At 63.9% G+C, this 15,035-nt stretch carries 13 protein-coding genes; 5 read left to right on the forward strand and 8 right to left on the reverse strand.

The window, feature by feature from the left end:
* Positions 1–87 precede the first annotated feature (87 nt).
* Positions 88–2,688 carry an ATP-dependent chaperone ClpB gene (clpB, locus tag ACT3TP_RS05575; protein WP_444619782.1) on the forward strand — a complete coding sequence of 867 codons (2,601 nt, stop codon included), beginning with the start codon at positions 88–90 and terminating at the stop codon, positions 2,686–2,688.
* A gap of 69 nt (positions 2,689–2,757) precedes the next feature.
* On the opposite strand, the gene ACT3TP_RS05580 is transcribed toward clpB, so the two are convergent.
* A complete protein-coding gene (locus ACT3TP_RS05580; RefSeq protein WP_181148208.1) occupies positions 2,758–3,336 on the reverse strand; it encodes a septum formation family protein in 579 nt (192 codons plus the stop codon).
* Between the two features lie 225 nt (positions 3,337–3,561).
* Between ACT3TP_RS05580 and ACT3TP_RS05585 the strand changes: the two genes are divergently transcribed.
* Both ACT3TP_RS05585 and ACT3TP_RS05590 read left to right on the forward strand, forming a co-directional pair.
* Positions 3,562–3,780 (forward strand): DUF3073 domain-containing protein, encoded by a 219-nt coding sequence (locus tag ACT3TP_RS05585; protein ID WP_096283320.1) that lies wholly within the window; start codon positions 3,562–3,564, stop codon positions 3,778–3,780.
* Between the two features lie 193 nt (positions 3,781–3,973).
* Positions 3,974–4,864 (forward strand): Sir2 family NAD-dependent protein deacetylase, encoded by an 891-nt coding sequence (locus tag ACT3TP_RS05590; protein ID WP_444619891.1) that lies wholly within the window; start codon positions 3,974–3,976, stop codon positions 4,862–4,864.
* A gap of 549 nt (positions 4,865–5,413) precedes the next feature.
* Here the strand turns inward: ACT3TP_RS05590 and ACT3TP_RS05595 are convergent.
* The 6 genes from ACT3TP_RS05595 to ACT3TP_RS05620 all read right to left on the reverse strand — a co-directional run bounded on the left by ACT3TP_RS05595 (position 5,414) and on the right by ACT3TP_RS05620 (position 11,885).
* Complete coding sequence (locus ACT3TP_RS05595; protein WP_444619785.1) at positions 5,414–7,138, reverse strand: hypothetical protein; 1,725 nt, start codon at positions 7,136–7,138, stop codon at positions 5,414–5,416.
* 135 nt (positions 7,139–7,273) lie between these two features.
* A complete protein-coding gene (gene purM, locus ACT3TP_RS05600; protein WP_096283323.1) occupies positions 7,274–8,416 on the reverse strand; it encodes a phosphoribosylformylglycinamidine cyclo-ligase in 1,143 nt (380 codons plus the stop codon).
* Between the two features lie 76 nt (positions 8,417–8,492).
* Complete coding sequence (gene purF / locus ACT3TP_RS05605) at positions 8,493–10,016, reverse strand: amidophosphoribosyltransferase (protein ID WP_096283324.1); 1,524 nt, start codon at positions 10,014–10,016, stop codon at positions 8,493–8,495.
* A gap of 105 nt (positions 10,017–10,121) precedes the next feature.
* Positions 10,122–10,445 (reverse strand): hypothetical protein, encoded by a 324-nt coding sequence (locus ACT3TP_RS05610; protein ID WP_444619787.1) that lies wholly within the window; start codon positions 10,443–10,445, stop codon positions 10,122–10,124.
* A 4-nt stretch (positions 10,446–10,449) separates the two neighbouring features.
* The gene (locus tag ACT3TP_RS05615; protein WP_444619789.1) at positions 10,450–10,830 is read right to left on the reverse strand and encodes a sterol carrier family protein; all 381 of its coding nucleotides are present in this window, start codon (positions 10,828–10,830) and stop codon (positions 10,450–10,452) included.
* Between the two features lie 71 nt (positions 10,831–10,901).
* Positions 10,902–11,885, reverse strand: coding sequence for an asparaginase (locus ACT3TP_RS05620; protein WP_444616256.1), 984 nt, complete (start codon positions 11,883–11,885; stop codon positions 10,902–10,904).
* Positions 11,886–12,030: 145 nt separating this feature from the next.
* Here ACT3TP_RS05620 and purD point away from each other — a divergent pair, with 145 nt between their 5' ends.
* Both purD and ACT3TP_RS05630 read left to right on the forward strand, forming a co-directional pair.
* Positions 12,031–13,317 (forward strand): phosphoribosylamine--glycine ligase, encoded by a 1,287-nt coding sequence (gene purD / locus ACT3TP_RS05625; RefSeq protein WP_096283330.1) that lies wholly within the window; start codon positions 12,031–12,033, stop codon positions 13,315–13,317.
* Positions 13,317–14,222: a phosphoribosylaminoimidazolesuccinocarboxamide synthase gene (locus ACT3TP_RS05630; protein ID WP_444619791.1), complete on the forward strand. Its 906-nt coding sequence runs from the start codon at positions 13,317–13,319 to the stop codon at positions 14,220–14,222. Before purD ends, ACT3TP_RS05630 begins: the two co-directional genes overlap by 1 nt.
* A 67-nt stretch (positions 14,223–14,289) precedes the next feature.
* On the opposite strand, the gene ACT3TP_RS05635 is transcribed toward ACT3TP_RS05630, so the two are convergent.
* On the reverse strand, positions 14,290–15,021 hold the full coding sequence (locus tag ACT3TP_RS05635) for a class I SAM-dependent methyltransferase (protein ID WP_444619793.1): 732 nt from the start codon (positions 15,019–15,021) through the stop codon (positions 14,290–14,292).
* Between the last annotated feature and the right edge of the window lie 14 nt (positions 15,022–15,035).

Raw genomic sequence — 15,035 nt, forward strand, 5'->3', positions numbered from 1 at the left:
AGCAACCGCGGAATATCGATATGAAGAGTAGAATTGAGTTAAGTACACTCAAGTTTATGGGTTCACCCTCAGAGAGAAAGGATGCGCGTGGACACCAAGCTCACTACCAAAAGCCAAGAGGCACTATCTGCTTCCGGGATGAATGCGTCGACCGCGGGCAATCCGCAGATCGAACCGGCTCACCTGTTGAAGGCTCTGCTGGATCAGCGGGACTCGGTCGCCGTGGCGCTGCTGAAAACCGCAGGACTGGACGTTGACGCCCTCTCCGTCGAGGCAAGCAGCGCCATCAATGCACTGCCGGCCAACTCCGGATCCTCGGTGGCCCAAGCGCAATTTTCGCGTCAGCTGCTCCAAGCGGTCAGCACCGCCCAGGAGATCGCGAACAATATGGGGGACACCTATGTCTCCACCGAACATCTGCTCATCGCGCTGGCCTCCGACCAGACCAAGGCCGGCGAAGCCCTGCGCAATGCCGGAGCCACCCGCGAGCTGCTGGTAGGAACCCTGCCAACCATCCGCGGGGACCGCAAGGTCGACAATCCGAACCCGGAAGACACCTTCCAAGCGCTGGAAAAGTTCGGCACCGATATGACGGCGCTGGCACGCGCGGGCAAACTGGATCCGGTCATCGGCCGCGACAAGGAAATCCGACGCGTCGTTCAGGTGCTTTCGCGGCGCACAAAAAACAACCCCGTGCTGATCGGTGAACCCGGCGTAGGCAAGACCGCCGTCGTCGAAGGACTCGCCCAGCGCATGATCGCCGGTGACGTACCGGAGTCCCTTCGCGGCAAGACGCTGATCTCCCTGGACCTCGGGTCCATGATCGCTGGCGCCAAATACCGCGGCGAGTTCGAAGAACGGCTGAAGTCGGTACTCGAAGAGATCAAATCTTCCGCCGGGCAGATCGTCACGTTCATCGATGAGATCCACACGGTGGTCGGCGCCGGGGCCTCCGAAGGGGCCATGGACGCCGGAAATATGCTCAAGCCGATGCTTGCCCGTGGTGAGCTGCGGCTCATCGGCGCGACCACGCTGGATGAGTACCGCGAGAATATCGAAAAGGACCCGGCCCTGGAGCGCCGCTTCGCCCAGGTCTACGTGGGGGAGCCTAGCGTGAATGACACCATCGCGATCCTGCGCGGCCTGAAGGAGCGCTACGAGGCGCACCATAAGGTTTCCATCGCCGACTCGGCGTTGGTCGCCGCCTCCACGCTGTCCAACCGTTATATCTCCGGGCGGCAGCTGCCGGATAAGGCTATCGACCTGGTTGACGAGGCCGCGAGCCGGCTGCGCATGGAGATCGATTCCGCACCGGAAGAGATTGATGAGCTGCGCCGCGAAGTCGACAGGCTGACCATGGAAGAGCTGGCGCTCTCCGGGGAGAGCGACCCAGCCTCGATCGAACGGCTGGAGGCACTGCGTTTTGACATGGCGGATAAGCAGGAGAAATTGGACGCGCTCAACGCCCAGTGGGACGCGGAGAAAGCCGGGCTGAACCGCGTCGGCGACCTGAAGGTGAAACTGGACGACCTGCGCTCGCAGGCCGAAAAGTTCCAGCGTGAGGGGGACCTGGAGAATGCCTCGCGCCTGCTGTACGGGGAGATTCCGACGCTGCAAGGCGAACTTGAGGCAGCGGCCGAAGCCGAAGCCGGCAACACCGCGGAACACACCATGGTGGCTGATGAAGTCACGGCCGACGATATTGCCGAGGTCATCTCGGCCTGGACCGGCATCCCCGCCGGGCGGATGCTGCAGGGCGAGAGCCAGAAGCTGCTGCAGATGGAAGAGCGCATCGGACAGCGGCTGATCGGCCAGCAGCAAGCGGTTGCGGCGGTCTCCGACGCGGTGCGCCGCACACGTGCCGGGATTGCCGATCCGGACCGCCCCACCGGGTCCTTCTTGTTCCTTGGGCCTACCGGTGTGGGCAAGACCGAGCTGGCCAAGTCGCTGGCCGATTTCCTCTTTGACGACCCGCGGGCCATGGTGCGGATTGACATGTCCGAGTACTCCGAGAAGCACTCGGTCGCCCGACTCGTCGGAGCGCCTCCAGGATATGTGGGATACGAAGAGGGCGGGCAGCTCACCGAAGCGGTGCGCCGTCGACCATACTCGGTCATCCTGCTCGACGAGGTGGAGAAGGCGCACCCGGAGGTGTTCGACATCCTGCTGCAGGTGCTGGACGACGGCCGCTTGACCGACGGGCAGGGACGCACCGTGGATTTCAGGAACACGATCTTGATCCTGACCTCAAATTTGGGTTCCCAATTCCTGGTGGATCCAACCATGGAGGACAAAGACAAGAAGTCTGCGGTGATGAACGTGGTCAACGCGTCCTTCAAGCCGGAGTTCTTGAACCGTTTGGACGAGGTCATCATCTTCGATCCGTTGAGCATCGAGCAGCTTGGCAATATCGTGAAGCTGCAAATCGACCTGCTGGCCGAAAGGCTGTCCGAACGCCGGCTCAGCCTCGATGTGGACGAATCCGCCGGAGAGTGGTTGGCCTTGACTGGCTATGATCCGGCCTACGGCGCCCGTCCGCTGCGCCGGCTGGTCCAGCGAGAAATCGGTGACCGGCTAGCGCGGGAGATTCTCGGTGGAAGCATCCAGGATGGGGATACCGTCAAGGTCGGTCTCGATCCGGAGGGCGACCGGCTCAGGGTCGCTCGGGGTGAGGCGCCGCAACCTTAATGCCAGGGCATCGGATATAGCCGTGGCCGGTGGAATCCACCGGCCACGGCTATTGAAAATCTGCGGGGCTTAGCTTTCTTCGTTCTCTGGAAGCAGCGAGTTGCGCACATTGCCTTCGGAGAGGCTCAGGAAGCAGGAGACCTGGCGGTCTCCCTGCGTCCAGGTGCTTTCCGACGGACGGGAGAAGTGATACGTCCAAGTTGAATCGAGGCCGGCGCTGGGGTCCAAGGAAACCGACTTGCACAGCGACTCGGACTCGGTCAGCAACTCGTTAGAGCCCGGGTATTCTTCGCCGGCTAGCTCGAAGGAACCGATGAGCTGAGCATTATGTGCAGAATCACAGGTCACTACGGTCTGCACTGCAAGCGGAGACTCGAAGCCGCGAAGGCAGTCGCCGAGGATGAGTTGTTCCGGTGGAATGGACGCGGCGATAATTCCATCCAGGCCGGGGCTCGGATTCCGCTCCACATTGTTCGCCTCTGGCGTAGCTGGCGTAATAAAGCGAAGTACAACGAATACCACCGCAGCGCTTAGGGCTAAAACGGCGATGACGAGTAAAACCCACTGGCCGATTTGCCGTTTGGGCTTCTCCGGTTCGGGCTGCAATGGCGGTAATGCCGCTTGCGGCTCGGGTAGATCTTTTTCCACCACCTGTAGTGCTCCTTGAAGGTTCGCCTTGGTTTGAAAGGGAGCAAGCTCACTAAATAGTCGTTGGACTAATCGACAGTCTAACGGGTCTGACACGTGTTGCGTTCAGCGCTCGCCGTCGAATCGTGTTAACCTTTAATTACGAAAGAACTGATCACATATTCGGGGGCCTTCACCTATTAGGTGGACCACCTCCCGACTCTACTGAAAAGAGGGGGTCACGCCATGGGGCGCGGCCGTCAAAAGGCTAAAGCACAGCGTCAAGCGCGAGATATTAAGTACTACTCGCCCTCGACTGACCTTACGGCACTAGAGCGTGAGCTTGGTGTCCGGTCCGATTATCATGCCCAGAATCTGGAGCCTGATAATTCATCGCATGACGACGAAGAGTCTGATTACGACGAGCTGACTAAGAAGTACTCCGGAGACGACGACGCTGACTAATCCTCAGCTACTCAACCGAGAGTCCTTGGCTCGGGTGCCTGCCTTCATATGAAGTTGTGCAGCTCTTCAGTACATTTTTGCGACATGCCGCAACGACTAAGCTAAATTAGCTTCAAGGTCGTTGCGGCCTTTGTCGTCCCCGAATGCTCCGAAAGGTCAGAACGTGAGCACCCCCGAAGAGCTTTCCATCCAAATGGCCCATCACTCGGCCATCCGGTCCATGCAACGCATCGTGGAGCAGCAAGCGGATCCTTCCTCGGAAGAAGACGCCAGAGCCGGCGTGCAGGCAATGCTCGACCGAGGCAATGTGCTGGTGGTGACAGGGGCGGGAGTTTCCACCGATTCCGGGATCCCCGACTACCGGGGACCGAACGGCTCGCTGCAACGGCACCGTCCGATGACCTATCAGGAATTCAAATACCGTCCTGAGGCACGCCACCGCTATTGGGCGCGCGGGTTCGTGGGCTGGCGTCACATGTTCCAAGCCGAACCGAATGGAATTCACCGCCGGCTGGTGGACTGGGAAGATACCGGCCGGATCAGCGGAATCATTACGCAAAACGTTGACGGGCTGCACCATCGGGCCGGATCAAAAACGGTGATCCCGGTGCATGGCGACCTTTCGATTGTGCGATGCCTGGACTGCGGCCAGAGCGAGGACCGCCAACACTTTGACATCCGCCTGCAGGAGCTCAATGTCGGTTACATTGAATCCGTTGAAATCGACCCCAGCGCCGTCAACCCGGATGGGGATGTGGAACTGCCGCAGTATTGGGTCGACCGGTTCACCATGGCTAATTGTGAAAACTGCGGCTCCTTGGCATTGAAGCCCGACGTGGTGTACTTCGGCGAAAGCGTGCCCGTGGAGCGCAAACAACAGATGGCGCAGCTCGAAGAGGCTTCTACCGGGTTGTTGGTGCTCGGCTCATCGCTGGCGGTGATGAGCGGGTACAAGATTCTGTTGAACTTCGTCAAACGCGGGTTGCCGGTCGCTTTGGTAACCAATGGTCATGTGCGCGGCGAGGAGAAAGCCACGTGGCGTTGGCGGGTGCCGCTGTCTCATGCGATGCGGCAGCTCGATTAGCTGCAGAAGGCAAAATGCGCGGCTGGGGATGCTCCGTACTCGTCGCCGCTAATCTTGGTTCCGCGCCCAGTGGAGCACAACGCACAGGCGGCAGGATGAAGAGCACGGTGAAAATAGTGCAGATCCCCTAGATCGTCCGCCAGATACGGGGCCGCGCGCTGCTTTGCAGAGGAGCGATGAGGAGGTATCGGAACAGGCCCCCGATGATATCGACAAAGATATCGGTGGCAGCGGAACTCCCCGGGGCGAGAACGTACTGGACGATCTCGAAGGCCAAGCTCACCCCGGCGATCATGCTAACGGCGAGCTAAGCGTCCTGGATAGACGCCAGGGGCCGAAACGGGACAAAATTCAGTCCAGCTTCAACCGGTGCGCTGGAGCCGGACTCGGCCCGGACAGCGAACGGCACGAGCATCCTGCGCCGCAGCGATCCGGCGCCGGCGCCCAGCAGTCCCAGCCTAGCGCCAAACCGTGCCAATCCGGGCTCCGGGTGCTGTTCGCGTATGCCGCACCCCATGTCGAAGGGAGCGTATTCTCGCAGGCTGAAGGCTAGCCGGCGTGGGACTCGCGAACCTCCGCGGGCGAGAGCCAGTAGGTATTCCGGCGGGGAATTTGCGGCGGGTCCAGCGACCGGGGCAAGAGCACGGCCGGAGGCCGGTCTTTGCGGATGATGACTCGGAAGAGCCCGGCATGGCGCGCATGGTGGTGCCGGGGGCAGAATATCGCCCCGTTTTCAACACTCGTCTCGCCGCCTTCCTCCCACGGCAGGAGGTGGTCGGCTTCGCAGCGCCCCGCGGGCATGGTGCATCCCGGATAGAGGCAGCCACGGTCGCGGGCAATCAGGGCTCGTTTCATATGAGGCGGGAAAAGCCGTTCGGCCCGACCGACATCGAGAATCTGTCCATTGCCATTAAAGACGACCGGGAGGATCCCCGCATTGCACATCTGCGTGCGTGCCTCGGTATCGGAGAGCGGAATGCCGTTCTCGGTGATCGCGTAGCTCTTGTCGCCCGCGATCATTTTCGCGAAGTCCAGGTGCACGATGACCTGCGGGGTGACGATACCGGTGGTTTTCTTTCCCGTGGCGCCGGTGGATCGAAGCGCGCTGAGCAGCGCCGTCAGATGCCGCATCGCCGGGGTGAGGTCTTCGAAGGTCTGCGGGTAGAAGGAATCACCGGGCAGGTCTGCGGTCACCGCGGCATGATCCGCGGGAACCGGCGCCTCGGGTTCCGAGTTTCCCGGGCCTGTTTGGGCAGCGGACTGGTCGCCGGAATTCTCCGCCGGGACCCCTTGCGCTGCGGGGGTACCTTCTTGTGCCCAGCGGGGCATCGTTTCCGGATCGTTCCACGACGTGGTTGCTGGGGATGGCGCGGACACCGCTCCGGGCTCGGGAGTGGAATTGGATGACGGGCCGCCGCCTGCCTGCGCGTAGCTCCGCGCGGTCAACTGTGCGAGTTCTTGCCGGTTGCCGGCGATGGTCGCCGGATTGTCGATCTGCGTGCGGAGGGATTCGATGAGTTCCGCCTCATGGGGCAGCACCTTGAGCTGATAGATCACCAGTCCGTTGCGCATGCCCTTGCGGAAGATCCCGGCTTCGGCGACGAGTGCCTGGGGCGGGCGCTGCGTGCTGACCTGTTCTTGGACCAGCGTGCCCAGATGCGTCAGGGCGGTAGCCGGCTCCTGGCGAAGCAAGGTGGCCGCCTGCGCTTCGAGTTTGTCGCGTTGCGCGGCGGAGGAGAGGTCTTTTTGCACGCCGCGGAGTTTGCTGGCGGCTTGGGCCACGAGGCGGGGATCGGTTTCCCGGCCGGTGAATTCGGCGGACAGCAGCGGATAGCCCGGACCATGGCGCACCCCGTCCTCGGTGACCCGCGCGATCAGCGCGTCCGCCTGGGCGAGCCGATAGTTGGCCGCGGAGACCGGTACCTGGAGCCATGAGGTGTACATCGAGGTGCAGTCGGTGAAGTGCGCGCGCCCGCTGGCCCGCTGGCCGGAAAGCTGCTCAAGGGTTTGGAGGGTGGGGGCCGGGCCGGCCTCGGCAACAGCCTGCAGGGACTGCTCGTCCAGTTGATGCGCACCGCTGGAGCGCAGCGCGTCGGCCGCATGAATCTGGCTGCGGGCGAGCTCGGCCGCGCAGCGCTCGGTCAGCCAGGCGAAGTACGCGGCGTGGCCCGGAGCGAGGTCGATCCCGGCCAGCGCGCGCGTGGCCTGCGCGACCTGGCCGACGGCTTTCGCCAGCTGATCCAGCGCCTGGACGGTGGCTGCATGCGTACTCATGTGCCCCAGCTTGCCCCACGAATGCCGGGTGCGGGCCGGCGGCGGGCAAGCTGTGGATAAGCGGGCAGAAAAAAAGGGGGCGATGCGGCACCGTGCTGGTGCCGCATCGCCCCCTTTTGCGGGATGCTTCGAAAGTTACTTGGCGTAGTTGCCGGTCAGCAGCACCGCGCCGCCGTCCACGCCCTTGGCGCCCTGGACGAAGTCCAGGCCGGCGGAGCTAGCGGAAGGCTCGAGGTTCTCGACCGAACCCATGATCCAGGCGCCCATGCCGGCCTTGTTCAGCAGTGCCACCGCGCGGTCGGCGACGTTCTGCTCGACCACCGCAACCATGCCCACACCCAGGTTCAGGGTGCGCTCAAGGTCCGGCTGCGGCACATTGCCCAGCGCCGCAATGGTGGAGAAGACCGCGGGCAGGGACCAGGTGGAGCGGTCCACGCGGGCCATCAGGCCCTTGGGCAGCACGCGGGCCAGGTTGGCCGCCAGGCCGCCGCCGGTGACGTGGCTGAAGCCGTGCACGCCGAAGTTCTCCCCGTCGTTCAGCTCGCCGATCAGGTCCAGGCAGGCGGTGGTGTAGATGCGGGTCGGAACCAGCAGCTCTTCGCCCAGGGTGCGGCCGAATTCGGCGACCTCGCGCTCCAGCTCCCACTGCGCGTGGGCGATCACGCGGCGCACCAGCGAATAGCCGTTGGAGTGGATGCCCGAGGAAGCCATGCCGATGATGACGTCGCCGGCCTGCACGCGCTCCGGGCCGAGCAGCTGATCGGCTTCGATGACGCCGGTGGCGGCACCGGCCACATCGTACTCGTCCTCGGCCAGCAGGCCCGGGTGCTCGGCGGTTTCGCCGCCCACCAGGGCGGTGCCGGCCAGCTTGCAGCCTTCGGCGATGCCGCGCACGATATCCGCGATGCGCTCGGGGACGACCTTGCCGGTGGCGATGTAGTCGGTCATGAACAGCGGCTTGGCGCCGACCACCACGATGTCATCGACCACCATGCCCACCAGGTCCTGGCCGATGGTGTCGTGGATGTCCAGCTTCTGCGCGATCGCAACCTTGGTGCCCACCCCGTCGGTGGAGGTGGCCAGGTAGGGCTTCTTGTACCCGGTGAGGAAGGAAACGTCGAACAGGCCGGCGAATCCGCCGACTCCGCCGACCACGCCATTGGTGTGGGTGGCCTTGATCGCGCCCTTCATCAGCTCGACGGCACGGTCACCGGCCTCGACGTCGACGCCCGCTCCGGCGTAGGTGATGGAGGTTGGCTGCTCTTGCGTGCCGCTCATGGCAGATGGATCCTTTTCTGTCGTGAACACCGGATAGCCGGTGCCGCTTGCAACGAGGTGGGTGATGGATTGGTGACTAGAGAGTTGCTTCGAGCTCGGCATCCGGGCCGGGTTCGCAACCGCTCTGATTTGCCTGCTCCAGCAGGTTCTTGCCATGGCGCTCATCACCGGGCAGCGGGATCGGGTAGTCGCCGGTGAAGCAGGCGGTGCACAGCTTCTCCCGCGGCTGCATGGTGGCGCCGATCATGCCGTCCTCGGAGATGTACGCCAGCGAGTCGGCGCCGATGGACTTGCCGATTTCGTCCACGGCCGCGCCATTGGCGATCAGCTCCGCGCGGGTGGCGAAGTCGATGCCGTAGAAGCAAGGCCACTTCACCGGTGGCGAGGAGATCTTCACATGCACCTCGGCGGCGCCGGCCTCGCGCAGCATGCGCACCACCGCACGCTGGGTGTTGCCGCGCACGATCGAGTCGTCCACGACCACCACGCGCTTGCCGCGCAGCACGGTCTCCAGCGCGTTGAGCTTCAGCTTGATGCCCAGCTGGCGCAGGGTCTGCGAGGGCTGGATGAAGGTGCGGCCCACATAGGCGTTCTTCACGAAGCCGTGGGTGAACGGAATGCCGGACTCCTCGGCGTAGCCGATGGCCGCCGGGGTGCCGGATTCCGGAACCGGGATCACGATGTCCGCGTCTGCGCTGTTTTCGCGGGCCAGCTGGCGGCCCATCTCCACGCGGGCTTCGTAGACCGAACGGCCGGCGATGGTCGCATCCGGGCGGGCCAGGTAGACGTACTCGAAGACGCAGCCCTTCGGGGTGGCTTCGGCGAAGCGGGTGGAGCGGATGCCGGTCTCGTCGATGGCGATCAGTTCGCCCGGTTCGATCTCGCGGATGAAGGAAGCGCCCACGGTGGCCAGGGCCGGCTGCTCGGAGGCAACCACCCAGCCGCGGTTCAGCCGTCCCAGCACCAGGGGGCGCACCCCGTGCGGATCGCGGGCCGCGTACATGGTGTTCTCATCCATGAACACGAAGCAGAAGGCACCCTCGATCTTGGGCAGCAGCTCGAGCGCGGTCTCTTCGAGGCTCTGGCTCTCCTTGCCCGCAAGCAGGGCGGTGACCAGCGCGGTATCGGTGGTATTGCCCTGGGCGATTTCACCGCGCAGCTTGCCGCCCTCGGAGACCTGCTTGGCCTCGACCATTTCGGCCAGCTGCGCCGAGTTGGTGAGGTTGCCGTTATGCGCCAGGGCTACGGTGCCGGTCTGGGTCGGGCCCAAGGTCGGCTGCGCATTGGCCCAGTGGCTGGCGCCGGTCGTCGAATAGCGGCAGTGGCCCACGGCCAGGTGGCCGGTCATCGAGTTCAACGTGTTTTCGTCGAAGACCTGGGAGACCAGGCCCATATCCTTGTATACGTTGATTCGCGCGCCGTCGCTGGTTGCGATGCCCGCGGACTCCTGTCCGCGGTGCTGCAAAGCGTACAGCCCGTAATAGGTTAGTTTTGCAACTTCTTCGCCAGGTGCCCAGACACCAAAAACGCCGCATTCGTCCTGCGGCCCTTTTTCGTTGGGAAGCAAGTCATGATTCAGGAATCCATCGCCACGCGCCATGTCAATTATTCTCTCATGTATCTATTGGTCGACACCGACCGTTTATGTGGTGAACGGCGACCAGGTGCGCGGCCACCGCTTGCCTTCCTGGGAAGGGGAGGGCGCCTAGCCTTGTAGCTCGCTGCCGGTGTCCCCGGCCAGGGGCACCGCCAGTTTTTGGGTGGTCTTGCGCGAAGTTACGCGATCGATAATTACATATGCGAGCGCGCCCAGCCCGGTGCCAAGTCCCGCGCAGAACATGGCGAAGAATCCGACGGCCGATCCCACGGTGTAATCCATGGACGGTTCACCAATCAAGCCAATGACTACGCCTACCAAGGCGCCGAGTACGGCGCCGGCGAGGACTATTGGCCAGAAGCGCGGTGCCGAATGAACCTGCACTTGGATCGGCTGGTCTGCGGATGACGGGGTAGCGGGGTGTTGCTCCATAGTTTTAAGGGTACTCAATTAGCGGCAGGTGTGCCGACAAGTCTGCCCTTAGTCCGGAGGCGTGCAGTTGGCCCGTTTGCGTGGCCGAAGCCCAGTCGGTGCGCCCGGTGACCAGTGAAAGCCATAATTCGGCGGGCATTTCGACCACATTAGGCGGCGTACCACGGGTATGGCGGGGGCCTTCAATGCATTGGGTCACACCAAAGGGCGGAACCCGCACCTCAACCGAGTTCCCCTCGGCCCGCGAAGCGAGTTCCTCCAAGGCGAAACGCACCGCCATGGCCAGCGTTGGGCGGGCTGTTTTCCCCCGGGTTTCCGCGTTTTCAGCCCATTCGCGCAGCGCGGCGCGACCGGAGAGCTCATCGATTCTTCGCTTGATCGCCATGGCGTTAAATTCCCTTCCTTGGATGACGAAAAAATGTCATATTCCGCCCCTGGATTTCGTGCTCGGAGGGGCTAGCGGGCCGCGAAGTCCCGGCCGAGGTAGCAAAGCCCGGCAGCGCGCGCCCCGGCGGTGTGCGCTGTGGCGCCCAGCCGGCTTGATAATTCTTCCAGCTTCTGCGCGCTGAGCGCGCCATGGCTGGCCAATAGCCCCAGCGCCAGCACATCGATTCCGCGCGAAGCGCCATCAAGGATTTTCACCGCCACGCTCACCCCGTTGGGGGCGCACATCCCCAGCACTCCTTCGGCACCGAGCTTGGCGATGATTCCGGTGGACTCGATGACCAGCGTATTGGGGCTGCCCGCGCCGCGTACCGCCCACGGGTGTTCGCGCATGGCGCTGGCCACCGACCGCGCGGCCGGGTCGGTGGATGCCGCCAGCTTTCGAAATCCCTCCGCCAGGGACCGCAGCGACATCTGCGGTGCCGGAGCTCCGCAGCCATCGACGCCCAGGAAAGTGATCGGCCCGCAGAATTCTTCCATCGCCCGGAAGGCCGAAAGCTGCACCGGATGCTCGGGTGACAGATAGCTGCCGAGCGGTTCGCCGCTGGCCGCCGCCGCCGCGAGAAAAGCGGCGTGTTTGCCCGAACAGTTGAAGGCAAGCTTGTTCTGGCTCTGGCCACGCGCGGCCATCTCGGAGCGTGTTGCCGAATCGCCGGGCCAGGAGGCCGGGCATTGCAGATGCTCTTCGCCCAGCTTCACCGAGTCGAGCACGCTGCGCGCGAGCAGCTGATGCTGTTCGGTTCCCAGATGGCTGGCGCAGGCGAGCGCCAGTTGCGCGGATTCCAACGCCGCCCCGGCGCGCAACGAACCGATCGCCTGAAAAGGCTTCAGCGCGGAGCGGGGAAAGATCAGGGCTTCGGGATCGCCGATGGCCTCCAGAACCTGCCCGGCCGGATCCAGAACTACCGCTGCGCCATAATGCCGCGATTCGATCACCGAATTGCGGGTGATCCGCAGCAGCTCGCTGCACTGTGTGATGTCTATCGCCGAACCCATGAGGCCAAGTCTAGGCGCAGGCCCGCACGGAGGGCTTTCCCAAGGAAGGCAAGCCCCCAGGGGCTGGCGCGGTGATCTGCGGCAACTTTTCATCCCCCGGTCACAGACCACTAATCGTGTGTGGTTCTCCGGTAAACTCGGTGCAGTGAAGGTACTGGTTATTGGCCCAGGCGGCCGTGAGCATGCAATTGTCCGTGCACTTAGTGCAGACCCCTACGTCAATGAGGTTCATTGCGCTCCCGGCAACGCCGGCATCGCACAGGACGTCACCACCCACGAGATCAACGCCCAGGACCCGCAGGCGGTGCTGGGGCTGGCGCGTGAACTTGCCAGCGAGCTGGTGATCGTCGGCCCCGAGGCGCCATTGGCCGCCGGCGTTGCCGACGCGCTCATCGAAGCCGGGATTCCGGTCTTCGGCCCAACCCGCGCCGCGGCACAGCTGGAAGCCTCCAAGGCATTCGCCAAGGACGTCATGGCCGCCGCGCAGGTGCCCACCGCCATGGCGCACGTGGCAACGACCGCGGCGGAAGCCGCAGCGGCGCTGGATGACTTTGGCGCACCCTATGTGGTCAAAGACGACGGCCTGGCCGCCGGCAAGGGGGTTGTGGTGACCGCGGACCGTGCCGAAGCGCTGGCCCACGCAGAGCTTTGCTTTGCCGCCGGCGGCACCGTGGTGATCGAAGAATTCCTTGACGGCCCGGAAGTTTCGCTGTTCGTCATCTGCGATGGCAAGCATGCCGTGCCGCTGTCTCCGGCCCAGGACTTCAAACGGATCTTCGACAATGACGAAGGCCCCAACACCGGTGGCATGGGCGCCTACTCGCCGCTTCAATGGCTTCCGGAAGGCTTCGTCGACGAGGTGATGGACCGCGTCGCCTACCCGACATTGCGCGAAATGGAAAAGCGCGGCACCCCGTTCACCGGCGTGCTGTACTGCGGCCTGGCCATCACCAAGCGCGGCATCCGCGTCATCGAATTCAACGCCCGCTTCGGCGACCCGGAGACCCAAGCGGTCCTGGCTCGGCTGAAGACCCCGCTGGGCGCGATTCTGCTCGCCGCGGCGAACGGCAAGCTCGACGATGCCGAGCAGCTGCGCTGGTCCTCGAAGACCGCCGTGGACGTGGTCATCGCCGCCGAGAATTACCCCGATGCCCCGGTCAAGGGCGCGGTGATCGAAGGGCTGGAAGAAGCCAACCAGGTCGGCGAGGTGCATGTGATGCATGCCGGCACCAGCACCGACGCCGAAGGCAACATCACCGTGGCCGGTGGCCGCGTCTTGGCGGTCGTCGCGCTGGGCGATGACCTGGCCGCCGCCCGGGCGAACGCCTACGCGGGTGTCTCCAAGATCAGTTGGAGCGGTGCCCAGTCGCGCAGCGATATCGCCTTGAAGGCCGAACGCGGAGAAATCGTAGTGAACGGGGAGAGCAAGTAATGGCAGGATTCCAGACCGAAACGCTTTCCCTCGATGGCTGGGACCACTTCTATTCGGGCAAGGTGCGCGACCTGTACCTGCCCGCCGGGGTGGGTTTCGCGGACTCCGACCGGGTGCTGGTGGTCGCTTCGGACCGGATCAGCGCCTATGACTTCGTGCTGACCAGCGAGATTCCGGACAAGGGCAAGGTGCTGACCCAGCTGAGCCTGTGGTGGTTCGGGCAGCTGAGCGAATTCGCCAACCATGTGATCTCCACCGAGGTGCCCGAGGCGGTAGCCGGCCGGGCGATGGTGTGCAAGAAGCTTGAGATGTACCCCATCGAGTGCATCGCCCGCGGTTATCTGACAGGCTCCGGATTGGCCGAATACAAGGTCTCCTCGACCGTGTGCGAGCTGCCGTTGCCCGCGGGCCTGGTTGACGGTTCACGCCTGCAGCCGGCGCTGTTCACCCCTTCGGCCAAGGCCGAGGTCGGCGAGCATGACGAGAACATCTCCTTTGCGCAGACGGTGGAACGTGTCGGCGCGCAGGTCTCCGAGGCCTTGCGCGAGAAGACCGTCGCCCTCTACGAACGCGCCGAGCAGATCGCCCGCGAACGCGGCATCATCCTTGCCGACACCAAGGTCGAATTCGGCGCCGATCCGAGCAACGGCGAGATCACGCTCGGCGACGAGGTGCTCACCCCCGACTCCTCGCGCTTCTGGGATGCCCAGTCCTACGCACCGGGCAAGGCCCAGGCGAGTTTTGACAAGCAGTTCGTGCGCGACTGGCTGACCTCAGCGGCATCCGGTTGGGACAAGAACTCCGGGGCAGAGCCACCGGCGTTGCCCGCAGAGATTGTGGAGAAGACGCGCGCCCGGTACATCGACGCCTATGAGCGTTTGACCGGGGAGAAATTCTCCGCCTAAGGGCAAAAACGAAAGGCCGGGGTGAAGGAGAAATTCCTTCACCCCGGCCTTTTCGCGAAGCAGAGAACTAGCCGCCCAGCTCGGCTGCGCCCTTGCGTACGTGATACAGCACGTAGCCGTAGCTCAACTCGGTCGCCAACGGGTGCCGCGCGATCCAGTCGCGAGCCAGATCCGCCGGAAATTCAAGGTGAAGTACCTTGGCGAGATCCTCCGTAGAGTCGAAGCTCCAACTGCTCATCACCTCATGGCGTTGGGCTCCCTGCGCGGCCCACCACCGCCGGATGTAGTCATCCTCGCCCTGATCCGACGCCCAAGGGCTCTGCCGCAAAAGTGAAGCGAATTCTCCGTGCTGGTGGTCGTTGTCGATCACCAGCAGCGACCCGCCGGGGCGCAGGACACGCAGGACCTCGCGGAGCCCGGCGGTGCAGTCGTAGTTCGCGGAAGGGAAGAAATAGGCGAAGCGCGCGTGCACCACCGCGACGCTGGAATCCGCTAGCGGAAGATGTTCGGCAGACCCGTGCAGCACCTGAACCCGCGAACTACGCGCCCGCGCGGCATCCAGCAGGCGCAGATCCGGTTCCACCCCGAGGACCGTGCCATGTTCGGTGAGGTATTTGGGGAGCCAATAGCCGCTGCCGCATCCCAAATCCAGCAGGACCTTGCCCGCCCAGGGCGCCAGGGAGCGCAAGCGCGCAAAGAGCACCCCGGTGCGATCCAGCGCGCTATTTTCAATCTCGTAGACTTCCGGGTCCGCCCCCTGATTCGGGGCCGGAAGGAAGTCGCCCAGTTCGTTTGCCATATGCTTGCGGCCGG

Source organism: Glutamicibacter sp. AOP38-B1-38 (assembly GCF_052377485.1).
Taxonomy (GTDB): Bacteria; Actinomycetota; Actinomycetes; order Actinomycetales; family Micrococcaceae; genus Glutamicibacter.

Coding starts and splice junctions, on each gene's coding strand:
- ACT3TP_RS05615 (WP_444619789.1), bottom strand. CDS start 10,830: ATGGCGATCAAGCGAAGAATCGATGAGCTCTCCGGTCGCGCCGCGCTG.
- ACT3TP_RS05595 (WP_444619785.1), bottom strand. CDS start 7,138: ATGAGTACGCATGCAGCCACCGTCCAGGCGCTGGATCAGCTGGCGAAA.
- ACT3TP_RS05630 (WP_444619791.1), top strand. CDS start 13,317: ATGGCAGGATTCCAGACCGAAACGCTTTCCCTCGATGGCTGGGACCAC.
- ACT3TP_RS05620 (WP_444616256.1), bottom strand. CDS start 11,885: ATGGGTTCGGCGATAGACATCACACAGTGCAGCGAGCTGCTGCGGATC.
- ACT3TP_RS05590 (WP_444619891.1), top strand. CDS start 3,974: ATGGCCCATCACTCGGCCATCCGGTCCATGCAACGCATCGTGGAGCAG.
- purF (WP_096283324.1), bottom strand. CDS start 10,016: ATGGCGCGTGGCGATGGATTCCTGAATCATGACTTGCTTCCCAACGAA.
- ACT3TP_RS05635 (WP_444619793.1), bottom strand. CDS start 15,021: ATGGCAAACGAACTGGGCGACTTCCTTCCGGCCCCGAATCAGGGGGCG.
- purM (WP_096283323.1), bottom strand. CDS start 8,416: ATGAGCGGCACGCAAGAGCAGCCAACCTCCATCACCTACGCCGGAGCG.
- ACT3TP_RS05585 (WP_096283320.1), top strand. CDS start 3,562: ATGGGGCGCGGCCGTCAAAAGGCTAAAGCACAGCGTCAAGCGCGAGAT.
- ACT3TP_RS05610 (WP_444619787.1), bottom strand. CDS start 10,445: ATGGAGCAACACCCCGCTACCCCGTCATCCGCAGACCAGCCGATCCAA.